The organism is Neorhizobium sp. SOG26 (assembly GCF_003491345.1).
In the GTDB taxonomy this organism is placed as follows: domain Bacteria; phylum Pseudomonadota; class Alphaproteobacteria; order Rhizobiales; family Rhizobiaceae; genus Neorhizobium; species Neorhizobium turbinariae.
In genome coordinates, this window is sequence record NZ_CP025512.1 from 74,030 (window position 1) to 89,943 (window position 15,914).

Genomic DNA, 15,914 nt, shown 5'->3' on the forward strand with positions numbered 1-15,914 from the left:
CCGCATGAGATGGAAGCGTACGATCCAGTTGCTGGACGTTCATTGTGAAGGCGAAATCGGCAAGGTCGCAATCGGCGGCGTGCCGAAGATCCCCGGCGAGACGGTCGCGGCACAGTTGCACTGGCTGAACACCGATCCGAAGGGGCAGGAACTGCGTCGCTTCCTGTGCCTGGAGCCGCGGGGAGCGCCGATCGGCTCGGTAAACCTGCTGCTGCCGGCCAAGCATCCGGATGCGGATGCTGCCTTCATCATCCTGCAGCCGGACCAGGCGCATGCAAGTTCGGGCTCGAACTCCATCTGCGTCACCACCGCGCTGCTGGAGGCTGGTATCGTCGAGATGCAGGAGCCGGAAACTGTCGTCACGCTTGAAACCGCGGCCGGATTGGTAAAGGCCACCGCAACGTGCCGCGACGGGCGCTGTGAAAAGGTCAGGCTCACCATGGTGCCGTCCTTCGTGCACCAGTTGGACGTGACGCTCCAGACGCCGCGCTGGGGCGAGATCAAGCTTGACCTGTGTTACGGCGGCATCTTCTACGGACTGGTGGATGTTGGCCAGATCGGCCTGACGATCGAGAAGGGCAATGCGGCAGCACTTGTCGAGGCCGGCATGGTGCTGAAGAGCCTCATCAACCAGCAGATGACGGTGGTTCACCCGGATATCCCCGCGATCTCCGGCGTGGCTTACGTGATGTTCCGTGATACGGAGGCGGATGGCACGGTGCGCACCTGCACCACCATGTGGCCGGGCCGCGCCGACCGTTCACCCTGCGGCACGGGTAACTCGGCCAATCTTGCGGCACTTCACGCACGGGGCAAGGTCAAAGTGGGCGACTTGTTTAAGTCGCGTTCCATCATCGGCTCGCAATTCGAGGTAGGGCTTTCGGCGGAAACCGAGGTCGCAGGAAAGCCGGCAATCGTTCCAACGATCACCGGCCGTGGATTCACCTTCGGTCTTCACCAGATTGCGCTCGATCCCTTCGATCCGCTCTCGGACGGCTTTGCGATGACCGATGTCTGGGGGCCATCCGCAGGGGAGATCTGATCAGATCTCCTTGGCGCTGGAGTTGAGGGTGTCGGTGGCATCGCCAGGCTTCAGCACCAGCGAGTTGACGCCTTCGGCCATGGCCGGGTTGGAGGGAGCCGGCACGACGCCGAGTTCCTGCATCTGCAGGAACTTGTAGGCCCCGAACAGGTCGCCATGCTCGGCGGCCTGGCGATACATCTCGGCCGCCTTCTGCGCATTCGGCTCGATGCCTTCGCCCGCCTCATACATCAGGCCAAGGTTGATCATCGCGTCCTTGTTGCCGCGCTGGGCAGCAAGGTCGTACCAGGCAATCGCCGTCTGGTCGTCGGCCGGAACAAGCTGACCTTCGTCATAGATCGCGCCGATATTGAAGGCGGCAGTATCGTCACCTTCGGCGGCGGCCTTTTCAAACCACTCGAGCGCCTTGTTGACGTCCTTTTCCGTGCCCAAGCCGTCGCGATAGGCGACGCCGAGGTTATAGGCAGCGAGCACGTTGCCGCCCTGTGCGGCTTCCGTGTAAAGCTGGAACTCGGCCTTCTCGTCACCGAGGCGGCCCATCAGCATGCCGAAGTTCACCTTGGCGGCTGGATAATTCGCCTGGACTGCGGCGTTATACGCGCTCATCGCCTGGTCGGCCTGCTGGGCGTTGTTCAGCGCGCGGCCAAGCTGGTAGGCGAAGCGCGGGTTGCCGGTGGTCTCGAAGGCCACGCGGCAGGCATCAACAGCGGCGCCGTCGATCTCGCCGATACCGACCGGCGAGAACTCGCTGTTGCGCTGCTGGTCGAACGGGCTTCCGGCAAGCCGATCGCAATCAGCCTGCATGGCTGACGCGAGCTGCAACTGGGCGCGCTCTTCCGCGCCGGGCGAAACCGTCAACACGCACAAGGCCACCGCCGTGCTTGTGAATAATGCGAAACCCTTGTTGACTTTAGATGCGCTGAAAGTCATTGTGCGCCCCGATTCATACATTCTTCAGATTGCTTAACGAACGCCCGAACCTCGAGTCGGTTCCGCGCACTTCAGCGTATTCGAATGTACGCGCCTCCTGATCCCTGCACATTTTTGTGACCGCCAGCCGTTGCCGCCGGGTGAATGACGCGCTTAGAGCATCGCTTTAGATTGTTTCGAGGCGCCGCTTGATGGTATGGCGAGGGCATCGATGACCTCTCGGAAGTGCTCCCCATGAAGACCCTCACCCTTCGCCGCCCCGATGACTGGCACCTGCACCTGCGTGATGGCGCCGTCCTCAAGTGCGTCATCGGCGATTCGAGCCGCCATTTCGCCCGCGCCATCATCATGCCGAACCTCGTGCCGCCGGTGGTGACGACTGAGGATGCCAAGGCCTATCGCGAGCGCATCATGGCCGCGCTTCCGGCCGGCGACCGCTTCCAGCCGCTGATGACGCTGTATCTCACGGAGCATACGCAGCCGGATGATGTGGAGGAGGGCAAGAAGAGCGGGCTCATCACTGCCGTAAAGCTCTACCCTGCGGGTGCGACGACCAACTCCCATGGTGGTGTTCGCAATCTTGATAATGCCATGCCGGTGCTGGAGCGCATGGCCAAGATCGGCCTGCCGCTTTGCGTCCATGGTGAGGTCACCAATCCGGAAGTGGATATCTTCGACCGCGAGGCCGTGTTCATCGAAACGGTGCTGGAGCCCCTGCGTCGCCGCCTGCCGGAGCTCAAGGTCACCATGGAGCATGTGACCACGGCGGACGGCATCAACTACATCAAGTCGGCAGAACGCAATCTCGCGGGCACGATCACCACGCACCACCTCATCATCAACCGCAACGCGATCCTCGTCGGCGGCATCCGCCCACATTATTACTGCCTGCCGGTCGCCAAGCGGGAAAACCACCGGCTCGCCCTGCGGGCCGCGGCAACCTCGGGCGACGCGCGGTTCTTCCTCGGCACCGATTCCGCACCGCATGTCGATCCGCTGAAGGAATGTGCCTGCGGCTGCGCCGGCATCTATACCTCGCTCAACACCATGAGCTGCCTCGCGCATGTCTTTGAGGAAGAGAATGCGCTCGACAAGCTCGAGTCCTTCGCCTCGCTGAACGGCCCAGCCTGGTATGGCCTGCCGGTCAATGAAGAAACGATCACGCTCGAAAAGCGTGACGAGCCGGCCGTCTATCCTGAAAAGCGGGACACCGAGGCAGGCGCAATCACGGTCTTCGACCCCATGTACCCGCTTCACTGGCACGTGGTTTAGCAATTGCGGCAACACGTCAAATTGGTTGCATTTTATTCTTGCTGGTAACCATTTGGGAAGGATCGAGAACTAGCGTGCAGCCGTATCATCCGCTGTCACGCTAGAAAGAACCTTCGAGCATGCTTGACTACAAGTCTCTCCTGCTGGCGCTCGGCGTATCCGCAGCATGCCTGGTGGTGACGCTTTTCGGCACCTGGTTCTCGAGGCGAACGGATTCGTTTCTGCTCACGCTGGTGGTGGCGCTGGCGCTGATTGTCACCGGCATCTTCGCCTATAGCTCCTATACGCTGCAGAGCGGGGAGATGTGGGTCTGCATGGCGTATATCTTCCTCGTCACCGGTTTCTCGACCACCTATGCCGCCTCTGTCCAGTTCCGGACCGGGCGCAAGCCCTGGATGCTGACAGCGGTTCTTTCCATCCTCTGCATCGCTGTCGGCCTGCCGCCGTTGCTGGCAGATCTCGATGGTGTTGGCCTGATCGTCATGAACGTCGCTGCCGCAGCCTTCCTGGTCGGCACGGGCTGGCAATATGTCGCCGCTCGCCGCGAAGCGCCCGGCCCGTTATGCGGCATGGCAATCCTTTACGCCCTGAGCGGCCTGAGCTTCGTCCTTTGCGCCTTGGTGCTGATCACGGAAAAGCAATGGACCCTTGGCCAAGCGCCGGACAATTGGGCTGAAAACCTCAACCTCGGCGTCTGCATCGCTGGCATGACGGGGATTGGCGCCTTGTCGCTTGCCCTGCACCAATGGCGCATGGCAGCCCATCACCGCCACGAGGCAATGACGGATGCCTTGACCGGGCTCATGAACCGTCGCGCCCTGTTCGAGGAAAACGGCCACCGGGTCCTGAAGCCATCGACCGCCGTTGTGGTCTTCGATGTCGACCGGTTCAAGTCGATCAACGACCGCTTCGGCCACGCAACCGGCGACCTGGTCCTGAAGCTGTTCGCCGAAGACTTGAGGTCCGGGATCACGCCGGGCCAGACGGTTGCACGCCTCGGCGGCGAAGAGTTCACGATGATCCTGGAGAATGTCCTGCCGGGCCGGGCGGAAAAGGTAGCGACCGACATCTGCCGCGCCTTCGCCGCCAGGACCATTCCGGTTGGCGATACGATCCTGAAATGCACCGTGAGCGCCGGCATCGCGGTCGGGTCAGCCGGTGGCGAGCCATTCGAGGCAGTGCTCAGCCGCGCCGACAATGCGCTCTTCGAGGCCAAGCGCGGCGGGCGTGATCGCGTGGTGGTTGCCGACTACCTGCGGCCGGTTACCGTCACCGAAACACGAACCAGCGCCTGATCCAGGCTTTATTTCTCTGCTCGTCTGGCGGCAATCCCAGCATCCTGCTATTGCGGCGCGTGGTTCTTTAGAAGGATAGCGCGGATGATACAGACCACATTTCCCGATCGTGACGTGATGGCAGAGCTGATGGCCAAGATGCTCTGGGAAATCGGCGCCGTCCATTTCAGTGCGGACAAGCCCTACAAGCTGGCCTCTGGCATGATGAGCCCCGTCTATATCGATTGCCGCAAGCTCATTTCTTACCCGCGTATCCGCTCCACGATCATGGATTTTGCAGCCGCCACCATCATGCGCGACGCTGGCTTCGAGAAGTTCGATTGCATCGCAGGTGGCGAGACGGCCGGTATCCCCTTCGCGGCCTTCCTGGCTGAGCGGCTCGGCCTGCCGATGATCTATGTCCGCAAGAAGCCGAAAGGCCATGGCCGCAGCGCGCAGATCGAAGGCTACATGCCAGAAGGTGCTCGCGTTCTCGTCATCGAGGACCTGACCACGGCTGGCGGCAGCATGTTCACCTTCATCGACGCCATCCGTGCCGCCGGCGGCGTGGTGGACCACGGCATTGCGCTCTTCTTCTATGACATTTTCCCGGAAGCCGGGCAGCGCTTCGCCAATGGCAAGGTCCAGCTTCACCGTATCGCCACCTGGCGCAACGTGCTGGCGGTCGCACGCAACGGCAAGCTGTTTGACGAAACGACGCTGCGCGAAGTGGAAGCCTTCCTCGATGCACCTCTCGCATGGTCCGGCCGCAATGGCGGCGTGAGTGAGCTTTCGCTCTAGGCAAGCGACAAAAGCTCAGTTAAGCGAGAAGCAGGAACAAGACCGGGAGGGAAGAATGATCCTGTGCTGCGGCGAAGCCTTGATCGACATGCTGCCGCGTGAGACCACGCTGGGAGAGAAGGGTTTTGCGCCTTATGCGGGCGGCGCGGTCTTCAATACCGCGATCGCGCTTGGCAGGCTCGGCCAGCCGACTGGCTTCTTTACCGGCCTCTCGGACGACATGATGGGCGACATCCTGCGCGAGACGTTGGCGCAGAGCAATGTCGACGCCAGCTTCTCGGCTGTCTCCTCGCGTCCGACGACCATCGCCTTCGTGAAACTCGTCAACGGGCAGGCAAGCTATGCCTTCTATGACGAGGGAACCGCTGGCCGGATGCTCAGCCTCGACGACCTGCCGGCGCTGGGGGATGATTGCGAGGCAATGCATTTCGGTGCGATCAGTCTCATCCCGGAACCATGCGGCAGCACCTACGAGGCGCTGATGGCGAGGGAGCAGACCAAGCGCGTCATCTCCTTCGACCCGAACATCCGCCCTGGCTTCATCAAGGACAAGCAAAAGCATCTCGACCGCGTGCGCCGCATGGCGGCGATGTCGGACATCATCAAGTTCTCCGACGAGGACCTGGAATGGTTCGGCATGAAAGGCGACCATGACACCCTTGCCAGCCACTGGCTGGACGCAGGCGCCAAGCTTGTTGTGCTGACGCGTGGGGCCGAGGGCGCTACGGGTTATACGCGGCGCTTCAAGACCTCCGTGCCGAGTGAGCGCGTGACGGTGGTGGATACGGTCGGCGCTGGCGATACCTTCGATGCCGGCATCCTCGCATCGTTCAAGATGCAGGACCTCCTCACGAAGGAAAAGATTGCGGCGCTGACGGAGGATCAGGTGAACAAGGCGCTGGCGCTTGGCGCAAAGGCCGCGGCCGTCACTGTATCACGCGCTGGCGCAAACCCACCCTTCGCGCACGAGATCGGGCTTTAAGCCGGTATTCTTTACGAGCACCCCGGCCTTATCCGGGGTGCCCGCTTCTGACAGATAGCTCTCAGGCCTTCGTCATCCCGGCCAGAGCCTTGACGAGCCCCTGGGTCGAGGAGTCGTGGCTCTCTGCGCTTTCCTTGCCTTCCACAACCGGAAGCAGGCCCGTCGCCAGTTCCTTGCCCAGTTCCACGCCCCACTGGTCGAAGGAGTTGATGCGGAAAAGCACGCCTTCAACAAACACCCGGTGCTCGTAAAGGGCGATCAGGCGACCGAGCGCAAACGGTGTCAGCTTGTCATAAACGAAGGTGATCGACGGACGGTTGCCGGTGAAGACGCGATGTGGCGCGATGAAATCGGCCTGCTTGTCGTCCATGCCCTTGGCAGTGAGCTGCGCCTTGGCTTCCTCGAAGGTGCGGCCCTTCATCAGGGCTTCCGATTGCGCCAGGCAGTTTGCGATCAGCAGGTCGTGCTGGTGGCGCAGATGCGGCTCGAAGCCGTTCGCGGCGATCATGAACTCGGCCGGGATGATGCTCGTGCCCTGGTGGATGAGCTGGTAGAAGGCGTGTTGGCCGTTGGTGCCGGGCTCGCCCCAGACAACCGGTCCGGAATTGCCTTCGACCGGCTTGCCGTCGATCGTCACGCCCTTGCCGTTTGATTCCATGTCGAGCTGCTGCAGATAAGCCGGGAAACGCAGCAGGCGCTGATCGTAAGGCAGGATCGCGCGGGTCGGATAACCGAGCACGTTGCGATGGTAGAAGCCGATCAGGCCGAGCAGCATCGGCAGGTTCTGGCGAACCGGCGCGCTGCGGAAATGGGTGTCCATGGCATGCGCGCCGTCAAGGAACTTGCCGAAGTTCTCCGGACCGATGGCGATCATCAGCGGCAGGCCGATCGCCGACCAGATCGAATAACGTCCGCCAACCCAGTCCCAGAAGCCGAATACCCGATCCTGTTCGATGCCAAAAGCCGCGACCTTGTCCAGCGCGGTCGAAACGGCCGCGAAGTGATGCTTGACCGCGTCATTGCCGAGCTTGTCGGCGATGAAGGCACGCGCCGAGGCAGCGTTGGTCATCGTCTCGATGGTGGTGAAGGTCTTAGACGCGATGATGAATAGCGTCGTCTCTGCGTCGAGCAGCTTCAGCGTATCGGCGATATGGGCGCCATCGACATTTGAAACGAAATGCGCGCGCGGACCGTCGTGGAAGGGCGCAAGCGCCAGCGTCGCCATGACCGGGCCAAGGTCGGAGCCGCCAATCCCGATGTTGACGACATCGGTGATCGACTTGCCCGTCGCACCCTTGAGCGCGCCGGAGCGGATGCCGTCCGCGAACCGACCCATGGCGGCAAGCACCGCATTGACGTCCGCCATGACGTCCTTGCCGTCGACCAGCACCGGCGTGTTGGAGCGGTTGCGCAGCGCCGTGTGCAGAACCGCGCGGCCTTCGGTGAAGTTGATGGGAGCGCCGGAGAACATTTCCTCGCGCTTGTCGGCAACGCCGCCCGTCTCCGCCAGCTGTTCCAGCAGCCGCAACACGTCATCGTTCACCGCGGTCTTGGAATAGTCCATCACCAGGTCATCGAAGCTGGCGCTGAACTTGTCGAAACGGCCGGGATCGGCTGCAAAGGCGGCCCGTATATCGGTCGCATTGGTCCGGGCAGCAGTTGTCTTCAGCTCTTCAATGATGGCCTGCATGGCATGTCCTCGCATTCGGAAGGTATGGCGGGAACCTATTCCCTTTCCCCTCCAAATCAAGCCATGTCATGGCCCATGCCGGACCATTATGTGGATCTTATTGACCCACAGCCGTAACGACTGTTCCGCCGAACGAGTTGCCGAAACGGTCCACCTGGTCGCGGTAGTTGCGACGCGTCGTCGGGTCGAAAACCGCAATCGGCGTGCTGACGGCGACACTTGCCGCGCTGCCGACGCTCTGCGCCGCGCCGAAGGCCACTGCACCCAGCCGCTCGCCAAAGCCGACATCGGAATCCGTCACCGTCTGGCCCGCAATCAGGCGGTTGCCGAGCAGCCGGACCACTTCCGGGCTTTCCGCGAACTTGCCGTGGTTGAGCTGGTCATTGCCCTTCAGTGCCGTGAGGTCGAGGACGACGATCCCGGCTTTCTCGAATTCGGTGCGATAGGGTTCTGCCATCGGATCAACCTGGCCGAGCCGGTCCACATTGCCGGAAATGCGACGCGACAGGCTGAGCGCCCGATCGTCGCGCGACACGAAAAGTGTAAAGCTCGGCCGCTTCGGGCCGATCTCCGCCAACTGGCGGCTGAAGACATCCACATCGAGGTCCGGCGAAGCGAGGATGACGTTCTGGATCTTCGGTGCCACGCGTCCGTCGCGGATCGCCATCTGCCGCAGCGCTTCGACCGTCAGCCACGAACCCATGGAATGAGCCATGATGGTGACTTCGCCGACGGCCGGCTCCCGCGCCAGCCTGCGCAGCAGCGCTTCCAGAGCGTCGCGGGAATAGTTGGTGCTTTCCTTGTCGTAGTTATAGGCAAACACGCTGCCGCGCGACGGCCAGGTAAACAGCACCGGTGCTGCATCCGCCTTCGAGTCATGAACGATCTGCGCAAAGCGGTAGACCGCATCCTCGTAGCGATTGTTGAAGCCGTGCACGAAGACAAGCACGCGCCGGCTCTTCGGCAGGGTGCGCTTCAGCCATGCCGTGGCACCGGCCGTCTCCAGCGGAGTCACGGAAACCGTCGCGAACTCCTTCTCCGGGTTTGGCGGCAGCTTCTTCGGCCATTGAACCTGTCCCACTTCGCGCTTGCTGTCAGGCGGAATGGAGACTGCGATTTCGGTGACCTGAGGTTCCTTGCCGCGCTCGCCGGAAAACAGGATGCCCGGCTCTTCGCTCGGACGCCGCGTGGTCGCAACCAGTACATCGACGCGAGAGGTGCCGGCGGCACGCTCGGTCGTTGGAATGAGCACGCCTTCCGGCCGCCCGGCGCAACCCGCAAGCAGCGCGACGACAAGCACCGCGCCGAACCAACGGGATAATCTCACGGGGTCGTTTTTCACGCTCACTCCACGGGTCAACCAACGAGATGGCCTAGGCCATGAAGCAGCCCAACGTCCACCGCGAAAGCGCCGGTGGACGCTGGTCTTGATATGCTTGGCCGCGATCTGTCGCAGCCTTGCAACGCTTTGAAGCCTAGCCGCGCAACTCCCGCCGCAGGATCTTGCCGACATTCGACTTCGGCAGTTCAGTTCGGAACTCGATATAGCGCGGCCGCTTGTAGTTGGTCAGGTTCGTCGCGCAGTGCGCCTTGACGTCGGCTTCAGTCAGGTTCGGGTCCTTCTTCACGATGAAGAGTTTCACCGCCTCTCCCGAATGCTGGTCCGGCACGCCAATCGCGGCGCATTCCAGCACGCCCGGATGCATGGCGACGACTTCCTCGACCTCGTTGGGGTACACGTTGAAGCCGGACACGAGGATCATGTCCTTCTTGCGGTCGACGATCTTGGTGTAACCCTGGCGGTCCATGTAGCCCATGTCGCCGGTGCGGAAATAGCCGTCAGCGGTCATCACCTTGGCTGTCTCGTCCGGCCGGTTCCAGTAACCGGCCATGACCTGCGGCCCGCGGATGCAGATCTCTCCGACATCCCCGAGTTCGACTTCCTTTCCGTCATCGTCACGAATGGAAACCTCCGTCGACGGGATCGGCAGGCCGATCATGCCGGTGAATTCCTTCGTATCGAGCCGGTTTGCGGTGGCGACCGGCGAGGTCTCCGACAGGCCGTACCCTTCGGTGATCTGGCAGCCGGTCATCTTCAACCAGCGTTCGGCAACCGGCCGCTGCACCGACATGCCGCCGCCAAACACCAGCAGCAGCGACGAGAAGTCGAGCTTCTGGAAGTCCGCATTGTTCATCAGCGCGTTGAACAGGGTGTTGAGGCCCGGGAAGACGTGGACCTTGTACTTCTGCAGTTCCTTGACAAAGGCCGGAATGTCGCGCGGGTTGGCGATCAGGATATTGTGGCTGCCCGTCGCGACGCCCATCAGCGAATTCACGGTCAGTGCGAAGATATGGTAGAGCGGCAGGGCGCAGAGAAACTGCAGTTGATCCGGCCGTGGCTTGCTGACAAAGGCCGTCTCCAGCCACATGGCCATCTGCTCCTTGTTGGCGAGCAGGTTTGCATGGGTCAGGATCGCGCCCTTGGAAACGCCGGTCGTGCCGCCGGTATATTGCAGGAACGCGACGTCGGACGAGGAAACCTCCACCGGCGTAACAGGCGAGCGTGCACCTTCGGCAACCAGCTGCTTGAAGCTCGTCGAGCCGGGCAGGGCCCATTGCGGCACCAGCTTCTTCACTTTGCGCACGACCAGGTTGACGATGTGCCCCTTGATGCCGAGCATGTCGCCCATGGTGGCGACGACCACATGCTTCACGTCCGTGCTCGGCAATGCCTGCTGCAAGGTATGGGCAAAGTTTTCAAGAACGAAGATCGCCTTGGCGCCGGCGTCCTTCAGCTGGTGGGCGAGCTCGCGCGGTGTGTAGAGCGGGTTGACGTTGACGACGACCATGCCGACCCGAAGGATGCCGTAGACGATGACGGGGTTCTGCAGCACGTTCGGCAGCATCACGGCGACGCGGTCACCCTTGGCAAGCCCCTTCGCCTGCAGCCAGGCGGCAACCTTGCGGCTTTCGACCTCCAGTTCCCTGAAGGTCAGTGACTTGCCCATGCTGGTAAAGGCGAGGCGGTCTGAATAACGTTGGCAGCTGTCTTCGAAAAGTTCACCCAGCGATTGATGCTTCAGCGGCGGTATCTCCGCCGGTACGGTGGGTGGGTAAGATGCAAGCCAAATCTTTGCAGGCTGCGCTTGCGTCTGTGCCGTCACTTCATTCATTGCCAACCCCTCCTTGTTCTTTTTCTCTTGTTTCGCGCTGTTCGCACGACCGCGGCAAAGCCTCCACTTTGCTGCAGGTATGAGACTATGCCACGTCCGTGAGGCCGATAGCCAGAGCCTCGATTTTCAACAGCTATATAACTTTGACGTAAACGTCAAACGGCTCCGCAAGCGGCGGAACCGGGTCATGCACAGCCGCGTTCTCCAGCGGTACAGATCGAACAGAAACAAGGAGGTGCGTCATGCTGCATCATGAACCGAAGGCCGGCCAGGACCCTTACGTGAAGGACACGCCGTCGCTGATCGCCAGCGACAAGGTTGAGGGCACGCGCGTCTACGGTGCTGATGGCGAGCACATCGGCTCGATCGCCCGCGTTCTTCTGGAAAAGCGCGGCGGCCGCGTCGCTTATGCCGTGCTGAGCTTCGGCGGCTTTCTCGGGATTGGTGATGATTATTACCCGCTGCCCTGGGAAAAGCTGCATTACGACGAACAGCTTGATGGCTACCGCATCGACCTGACCAAGGACCAGATCACCGCCGCTCCCCGCTACCGCGACCTCAACGACGATGCCTGGTTCGACGACAAGGGCCGCACGATCTACGACTACTACGGCGTGCCGCCGTACTGGATGTAAAACAAGACTTTGAAGAGAGGCCCGAACGGGCCTCTTTTCACGTGTTCGATTGTGCTGATACATGGTGGTATAGTTAAGGGAGCTACCATGGCGGCAGGCAGGGAAGCGGGCATAGTCCGTGACTTCGAGCGCAGGGACGTCGAAGCGGTCGCTCGACTGTTCCAGAAGACCTTTCGCGGCTCGAAAAAGATGCCGGCAACGCTTCCGGGTTACCTGGAAGAAGCGTTCTTCGATCATCCATGGGCGGATCCTGAGATCCGCTCGAAGGTCCACGAGGAGGCTGGCGGCAAGGTCACCGGCTTCATGGGCGTGCTTCCATCGCGGCTTGAGCTTTCGGGACGCGAGATCCGGGCGGCCTTTGCCGGCTCGCTGATGGTGGAGAACGGCAGGGAAAACCCGCTGGCGGGCGCGCGGCTCGTGCGCTCCTTTCTGGCGGGTCCGCAGGATCTTTCGCTGACGGAAACGGCAAACGTGACCGCCGTTGGCATGTGGCAGAAGGCCGGTCACCCGCTCGATCCCGGCTACAGCATGAACTGGATGAAGGTGTTGCGACCGTCTTCCACGGGTGTGCAACTCATGGAGCGGCGGGTCGCCGCGGCCAGGCTGCTCCGGCCGCTGGGGCGCATTGCTGACCGGGCGATCGGCCTCAGGCGCGGCCCATCTTTCAAGCGACCCGCAAGCGGCAAGGTGGTGTTCAAGGATGTGACGCCCGAGGTGTTTGGCCAGGCGCTCCTCGCGCTCAAGGATCTTTATCTCCTGCGCCCCGCTTGGAATCGCGACACGCTCGGCTGGTTTCTCCGGCATGCGGAGCAGAAGCGCAATCTGGGTTATCCAGAGTGGCGGGTGGGTTATGCTTCCGATGGTCGACCGGTTGCCGCTTACGCCTATTTCGCCGCAGTGGGTCAGGTCGGCTGGGTGCTCCAGGCCCTGGCCGCACCCAAGCAAGTTGACGACCTGCTCGATGACCTTCTGTCCCACGCCTACGATTACGGCTGCGCCGCCGTTCGTGGTGCCGCCCATCCGTGGCTGACGCCCGGCCTGATGTTGCGTCAGGCGGTCTTCCAGGCACGTTCCTTTTATGTCGCCGCCGCGCGCGACAAGACACGGCTCGAGCCGATCCGCGCCGGCGAGGCACTGATCAGCGGCATTGCCGGCGAAAGCTGGATGCGACTGATCGGCGATCGGTTCGACTGAAGTCCCTCAGAGCATGGTCGCCGGTTCGGCGTGAAGGTAACGCGCAACCTTGCGCTTGGCGGCGATATTGCGCCACACGGCGTCCGCCTGATCCGGCGTGATGTTCACCGCATCGGCAACCTCTTCGCGGGAAATCCCCTGGTCGAGGCCGAACAGGCAGAGGTCCATTTTGTCGTAAGGCAGCGAGAAGTAATATTCGTCCTGTCCCTGCGGCAGTGACCAGGTATCGGTCGTCGGCGGCCGGCGGCGGATCTCGGCCGGAACACCCAACGCTTCCGCCAGCTGGTAGACCTGGCTCTTGTAGAGATGCGCGATCGGCTTGAAATCGGCCGCGCCGTCACCGTTTTTCACGAAGAAGCCCTGGTCGTACTCCAACCGGTTCGGGGTGCCCGCCACGGCAAAATTCAGCCGGTCGGCGTGGTAATATTCGATCTGCTTGCGGGTTCGCTGCTTCATGTTCGCAGCCGCGATCATCCCGAGATAGACATCGAGCGGCATGCGGTGGCGGCTCTGTTCGCCCGCCGGGTTGGCTACCACCAGCCAAGATATGTTGTAGCCGCGCCCGGTGAGCGCATCTTCCAGAACCACCTTGCAGCCCCAGCCTTCGCCAAACTCCGGCACGACCTGCCGGATGAAGCCGTCGCGCCGCGCGTAACAACCTGCGGCAGCGAGCGCAGGACCGATATCCTCTAGCACCGTTTCGATCCCGATCGCCTGCGCGAGTGCCTGGCCAAGCCGAAGACTTTCCGGATCGGAATCGTGTTCCGGCATGAAGATGCCGGTCACCTTGTTCGGTCCGAGAGCGCGGGCGCAAAGGGCTGCCGTCACGCTGGAGTCGATACCCCCGGAAAGCCCAAGCACCGCGCCGCGCTTGCGAAGATCCTTCAATACTGTTTCCCGCAGCCAGCCGCAGATGCGCTCGATCTCCGCTTCTGCATCCAGTTTCAGGGCGTCGGCAGAGAAACGGCTTGCTGTCGGCGCACGCATCAGGCTCTGGCTCATGCCACGTTTCCTTGTTCGGTTGATCTTGTCTCGTCTGCGCTCAAGCGGATCTTGCCGGTTGGGGTGCGTGGCAGCGCGTCCCGGAACTCCACGCTTTTTGGCACCATGAAATCCTCGAGCACGCCCGCGCAGTGGCGGATGATGTCCCGCTCGCTGAGTGCGGCGCCCTCGCCAAGCACGACATAGGCTCGTATCGTCTGGCCGAAGATCGGATCATCGATCCCTCCGACGGCCGCCTCCTTGATACCCGGCAGCTCGTAGAGCGCCCGCTCCACCTCCTGCGGGCTGACCTTTTCGCCGCGCGTCTTGATGATGTCGTCGCTGCGGCTGATGAAATACAGGAAACCATCCTCGTCCATCGAGAACAGGTCGCCGGTGCGCAATCGTAGCCCTTGCGCCGTCGGCTGAAGCGCACGCATCGTCGCAAGCCCGTCGCCCCAGTAACCGCGCATCACATGCGGCCCCTCGATCACCAACTCGCCCACCACGCCGGGCGGCAACGGCAGGCCATCCTCATCCACCACGAAGGCTCGCGTGCCGGGAATGGCCTTTCCAACCGAGAGCGGCCGGCGCTCAAGTTCGTCCGGAGGCAGATAGGTCGCCCGCAGGCATTCAGTCTGCCCGTACATGATGAACAGATCGGTCTGCGGCAAAAGTTGCTGCAGCCGCTGGATGAAGGCGGGTGGCATGGCCGCGGCCGCGCTCGTCACGTAGCGAAGATGCGGGAACGATCCCGGCGGCAGGTCCGTCATGCCGTTGATCATCGCCGCCATCGCCGGGACAAGAGGGAAGCCGGTTGCCTTTACCTCCGCGAGGCGCTCCATCGTCTTGCGCGGAAAGGCGAAGCTCTTTTCCAGCACCAGCCTTCCGCCCACAGCGGCCATGGTGACCATCTGGGTGATGCCGTAGCCGTGAGAGAGGGGCAGCACGCTCAGCACGACATCATCGCCCGAGTTCTTGAGGTAACTGGCGATAGCGGTACAGGCCGCATCGATATTGGCGTGGCTCAGCATCACGCCCTTCGGCAGCCCGGTCGAGCCCGAGGTATGGATCAGCAGCGCCAGGTCGTCGCAGTCAGGCAAGAGCGGGAGCGTAGCATCGGGCGCTCCCGTGATCATGTCCTCAAAGCACTGTACGCCGCTGTCCTCGCCCTGTGCCACGACGAGGAGGGGTTTGGAAATGGCTTTTTCAACGGCGGCGCCGGCGGTGTTGCGATGGCGCGCCTGGGTGATGAGGACACGCGCGCCCGTGCTGTCGATGATGGTGGCGAGCTTGTCGGCCTTGGTCGACGGATGCAGCGGGCACGCGACCGCGCCGGCCTTCCAGATGCCGAAGAAGGAGACCACAGCCTCAGTGCTGTTCTCCAGCAACATCAGGACGCGATCGCCGTGCTGCACGCCCTGGGAGATCAGGGAATGGGCGAGGCGATCCGAGAATGCATCAAGCTCGGCATAGGTCAGGTGGTGGTCGCCGACGACAAGCGCTGTCTTGGCGGCGAAGCGTCTGACGCTGTCCCGAAGGCGAGCCTCGATGCGCATCTCAGGCAGCAGCGAGCTTGGTCGAAAGGAAACTCGTCATGTTGCTGATGCTGTCGAGGTTTTCCGGCACGATTTCCTCGTCAGCAACCGTGATGCCGTAGGTCTGTTCCAGAAAAGCGATCAGTTCGAGAACCCCGGTCGAGTCCATCACGCCGGTGTCAAGCAGCGATTGCTCGTCCGAGATCTCGGCATCTGCCCGAAACAGAAAGTTTTCGGCGATGAATTCACGGACTGTATCTTCGATTGCCTCCGTCATGGCGGCCTTCTCCCAGAAACATTGCCATTGATCTGGGACACATCTTGAGCGCGATACCTAAATGTTTCGCTAAAGCCGGTTGTAATCCTTCAGGCGGCTGTCAGCGCGGGCCACCTTATCCTTCG

The 15,914-nt window shown here is 62.1% G+C and carries 14 protein-coding genes; 7 read left to right on the plus strand and 7 right to left on the minus strand.

Going from position 1 to position 15,914, the window contains the following annotated elements; translation table 11 throughout:
- Nucleotides 1-4 precede the first annotated feature (4 nt).
- Nucleotides 5-1,042 carry a 4-hydroxyproline epimerase gene (locus CYG48_RS00375; protein WP_118848572.1) on the plus strand — a complete coding sequence of 346 codons (1,038 nt, stop codon included), beginning with the start codon at nucleotides 5-7 and terminating at the stop codon, nucleotides 1,040-1,042.
- Here CYG48_RS00375 and CYG48_RS00380 read toward each other — a convergent pair whose 3' ends face one another.
- Nucleotides 1,043-1,903 carry a tetratricopeptide repeat protein gene (locus CYG48_RS00380; RefSeq protein WP_199925165.1) on the minus strand — a complete coding sequence of 287 codons (861 nt, stop codon included), beginning with the start codon at nucleotides 1,901-1,903 and terminating at the stop codon, nucleotides 1,043-1,045.
- Nucleotides 1,904-2,206: 303 nt separating this feature from the next.
- Here CYG48_RS00380 and pyrC point away from each other — a divergent pair, with 303 nt between their 5' ends.
- The 4 genes from pyrC to CYG48_RS00400 all read left to right on the plus strand — a co-directional run bounded on the left by pyrC (nucleotide 2,207) and on the right by CYG48_RS00400 (nucleotide 6,301).
- Nucleotides 2,207-3,244, plus strand: coding sequence for a dihydroorotase (gene pyrC / locus CYG48_RS00385; protein ID WP_118848574.1), 1,038 nt, complete (start codon nucleotides 2,207-2,209; stop codon nucleotides 3,242-3,244).
- Nucleotides 3,245-3,363: 119 nt separating this feature from the next.
- Nucleotides 3,364-4,539, plus strand: a complete 1,176-nt coding sequence (locus tag CYG48_RS00390; protein WP_118848575.1) for a GGDEF domain-containing protein — start codon at nucleotides 3,364-3,366, stop codon at nucleotides 4,537-4,539.
- 84 nt (nucleotides 4,540-4,623) lie between these two features.
- On the plus strand, nucleotides 4,624-5,319 hold the full coding sequence (locus CYG48_RS00395; protein WP_118848576.1) for an orotate phosphoribosyltransferase: 696 nt from the start codon (nucleotides 4,624-4,626) through the stop codon (nucleotides 5,317-5,319).
- Nucleotides 5,320-5,374: 55 nt separating this feature from the next.
- Nucleotides 5,375-6,301, plus strand: coding sequence for a carbohydrate kinase family protein (locus CYG48_RS00400; RefSeq protein WP_118848577.1), 927 nt, complete (start codon nucleotides 5,375-5,377; stop codon nucleotides 6,299-6,301).
- 61 nt (nucleotides 6,302-6,362) lie between these two features.
- Here the strand turns inward: CYG48_RS00400 and pgi are convergent, their stop codons facing one another.
- From pgi to CYG48_RS00415, 3 genes are all read right to left on the minus strand, one after another.
- Entirely contained in the window at nucleotides 6,363-7,991 is a 1,629-nt protein-coding gene (pgi, locus tag CYG48_RS00405) for a glucose-6-phosphate isomerase (protein WP_118848578.1), read from the minus strand.
- Nucleotides 7,992-8,088: 97 nt separating this feature from the next.
- Entirely contained in the window at nucleotides 8,089-9,318 is a 1,230-nt protein-coding gene (locus CYG48_RS00410) for an alpha/beta hydrolase (RefSeq protein ID WP_118848579.1), read from the minus strand.
- A gap of 148 nt (nucleotides 9,319-9,466) precedes the next feature.
- Entirely contained in the window at nucleotides 9,467-11,164 is a 1,698-nt protein-coding gene (locus tag CYG48_RS00415) for a long-chain fatty acid--CoA ligase (protein ID WP_118848580.1), read from the minus strand.
- 242 nt (nucleotides 11,165-11,406) lie between these two features.
- Between CYG48_RS00415 and CYG48_RS00420 the strand changes: the two genes are divergently transcribed.
- On the plus strand, nucleotides 11,407-11,799 hold the full coding sequence (locus CYG48_RS00420) for a PRC-barrel domain-containing protein (protein WP_118848581.1): 393 nt from the start codon (nucleotides 11,407-11,409) through the stop codon (nucleotides 11,797-11,799).
- An 87-nt stretch (nucleotides 11,800-11,886) separates the two neighbouring features.
- A complete protein-coding gene (locus CYG48_RS00425) occupies nucleotides 11,887-12,993 on the plus strand; it encodes a hypothetical protein (protein WP_118848582.1) in 1,107 nt (368 codons plus the stop codon).
- 6 nt (nucleotides 12,994-12,999) lie between these two features.
- Here the strand turns inward: CYG48_RS00425 and nadE are convergent, their stop codons facing one another.
- The 3 genes from nadE to CYG48_RS00440 are packed head-to-tail and all read right to left on the minus strand — an operon-like array spanning nucleotide 13,000 to nucleotide 15,789.
- Nucleotides 13,000-13,980: an NAD(+) synthase gene (nadE, locus tag CYG48_RS00430; RefSeq protein ID WP_118851401.1), complete on the minus strand. Its 981-nt coding sequence runs from the start codon at nucleotides 13,978-13,980 to the stop codon at nucleotides 13,000-13,002.
- An 11-nt stretch (nucleotides 13,981-13,991) separates the two neighbouring features.
- Nucleotides 13,992-15,533 carry a class I adenylate-forming enzyme family protein gene (locus tag CYG48_RS00435; RefSeq protein ID WP_118848583.1) on the minus strand — a complete coding sequence of 514 codons (1,542 nt, stop codon included), beginning with the start codon at nucleotides 15,531-15,533 and terminating at the stop codon, nucleotides 13,992-13,994.
- Nucleotide 15,534: 1 nt separating this feature from the next.
- A complete protein-coding gene (locus CYG48_RS00440) occupies nucleotides 15,535-15,789 on the minus strand; it encodes an acyl carrier protein (protein ID WP_118848584.1) in 255 nt (84 codons plus the stop codon).
- Nucleotides 15,790-15,914 lie beyond the last annotated feature (125 nt).

Excerpts from the sequence above, each read along its gene's own strand:
- CYG48_RS00375 (WP_118848572.1), top strand. The coding sequence starts at position 5 with ATGAGATGGAAGCGTACGATCCAGTTGCTGGACGTTCATTGTGAAGGC.
- pyrC (WP_118848574.1), top strand. The coding sequence starts at position 2,207 with ATGAAGACCCTCACCCTTCGCCGCCCCGATGACTGGCACCTGCACCTG.
- CYG48_RS00390 (WP_118848575.1), top strand. The coding sequence starts at position 3,364 with ATGCTTGACTACAAGTCTCTCCTGCTGGCGCTCGGCGTATCCGCAGCA.
- CYG48_RS00395 (WP_118848576.1), top strand. The coding sequence starts at position 4,624 with ATGATACAGACCACATTTCCCGATCGTGACGTGATGGCAGAGCTGATG.
- CYG48_RS00400 (WP_118848577.1), top strand. The coding sequence starts at position 5,375 with ATGATCCTGTGCTGCGGCGAAGCCTTGATCGACATGCTGCCGCGTGAG.
- pgi (WP_118848578.1), bottom strand. The coding sequence starts at position 7,991 with ATGCAGGCCATCATTGAAGAGCTGAAGACAACTGCTGCCCGGACCAAT.
- CYG48_RS00415 (WP_118848580.1), bottom strand. The coding sequence starts at position 11,164 with ATGAATGAAGTGACGGCACAGACGCAAGCGCAGCCTGCAAAGATTTGG.
- CYG48_RS00420 (WP_118848581.1), top strand. The coding sequence starts at position 11,407 with ATGCTGCATCATGAACCGAAGGCCGGCCAGGACCCTTACGTGAAGGAC.
- CYG48_RS00425 (WP_118848582.1), top strand. The coding sequence starts at position 11,887 with ATGGCGGCAGGCAGGGAAGCGGGCATAGTCCGTGACTTCGAGCGCAGG.
- nadE (WP_118851401.1), bottom strand. The coding sequence starts at position 13,980 with ATGCGTGCGCCGACAGCAAGCCGTTTCTCTGCCGACGCCCTGAAACTG.
- CYG48_RS00435 (WP_118848583.1), bottom strand. The coding sequence starts at position 15,533 with ATGCGCATCGAGGCTCGCCTTCGGGACAGCGTCAGACGCTTCGCCGCC.
- CYG48_RS00440 (WP_118848584.1), bottom strand. The coding sequence starts at position 15,789 with ATGACGGAGGCAATCGAAGATACAGTCCGTGAATTCATCGCCGAAAAC.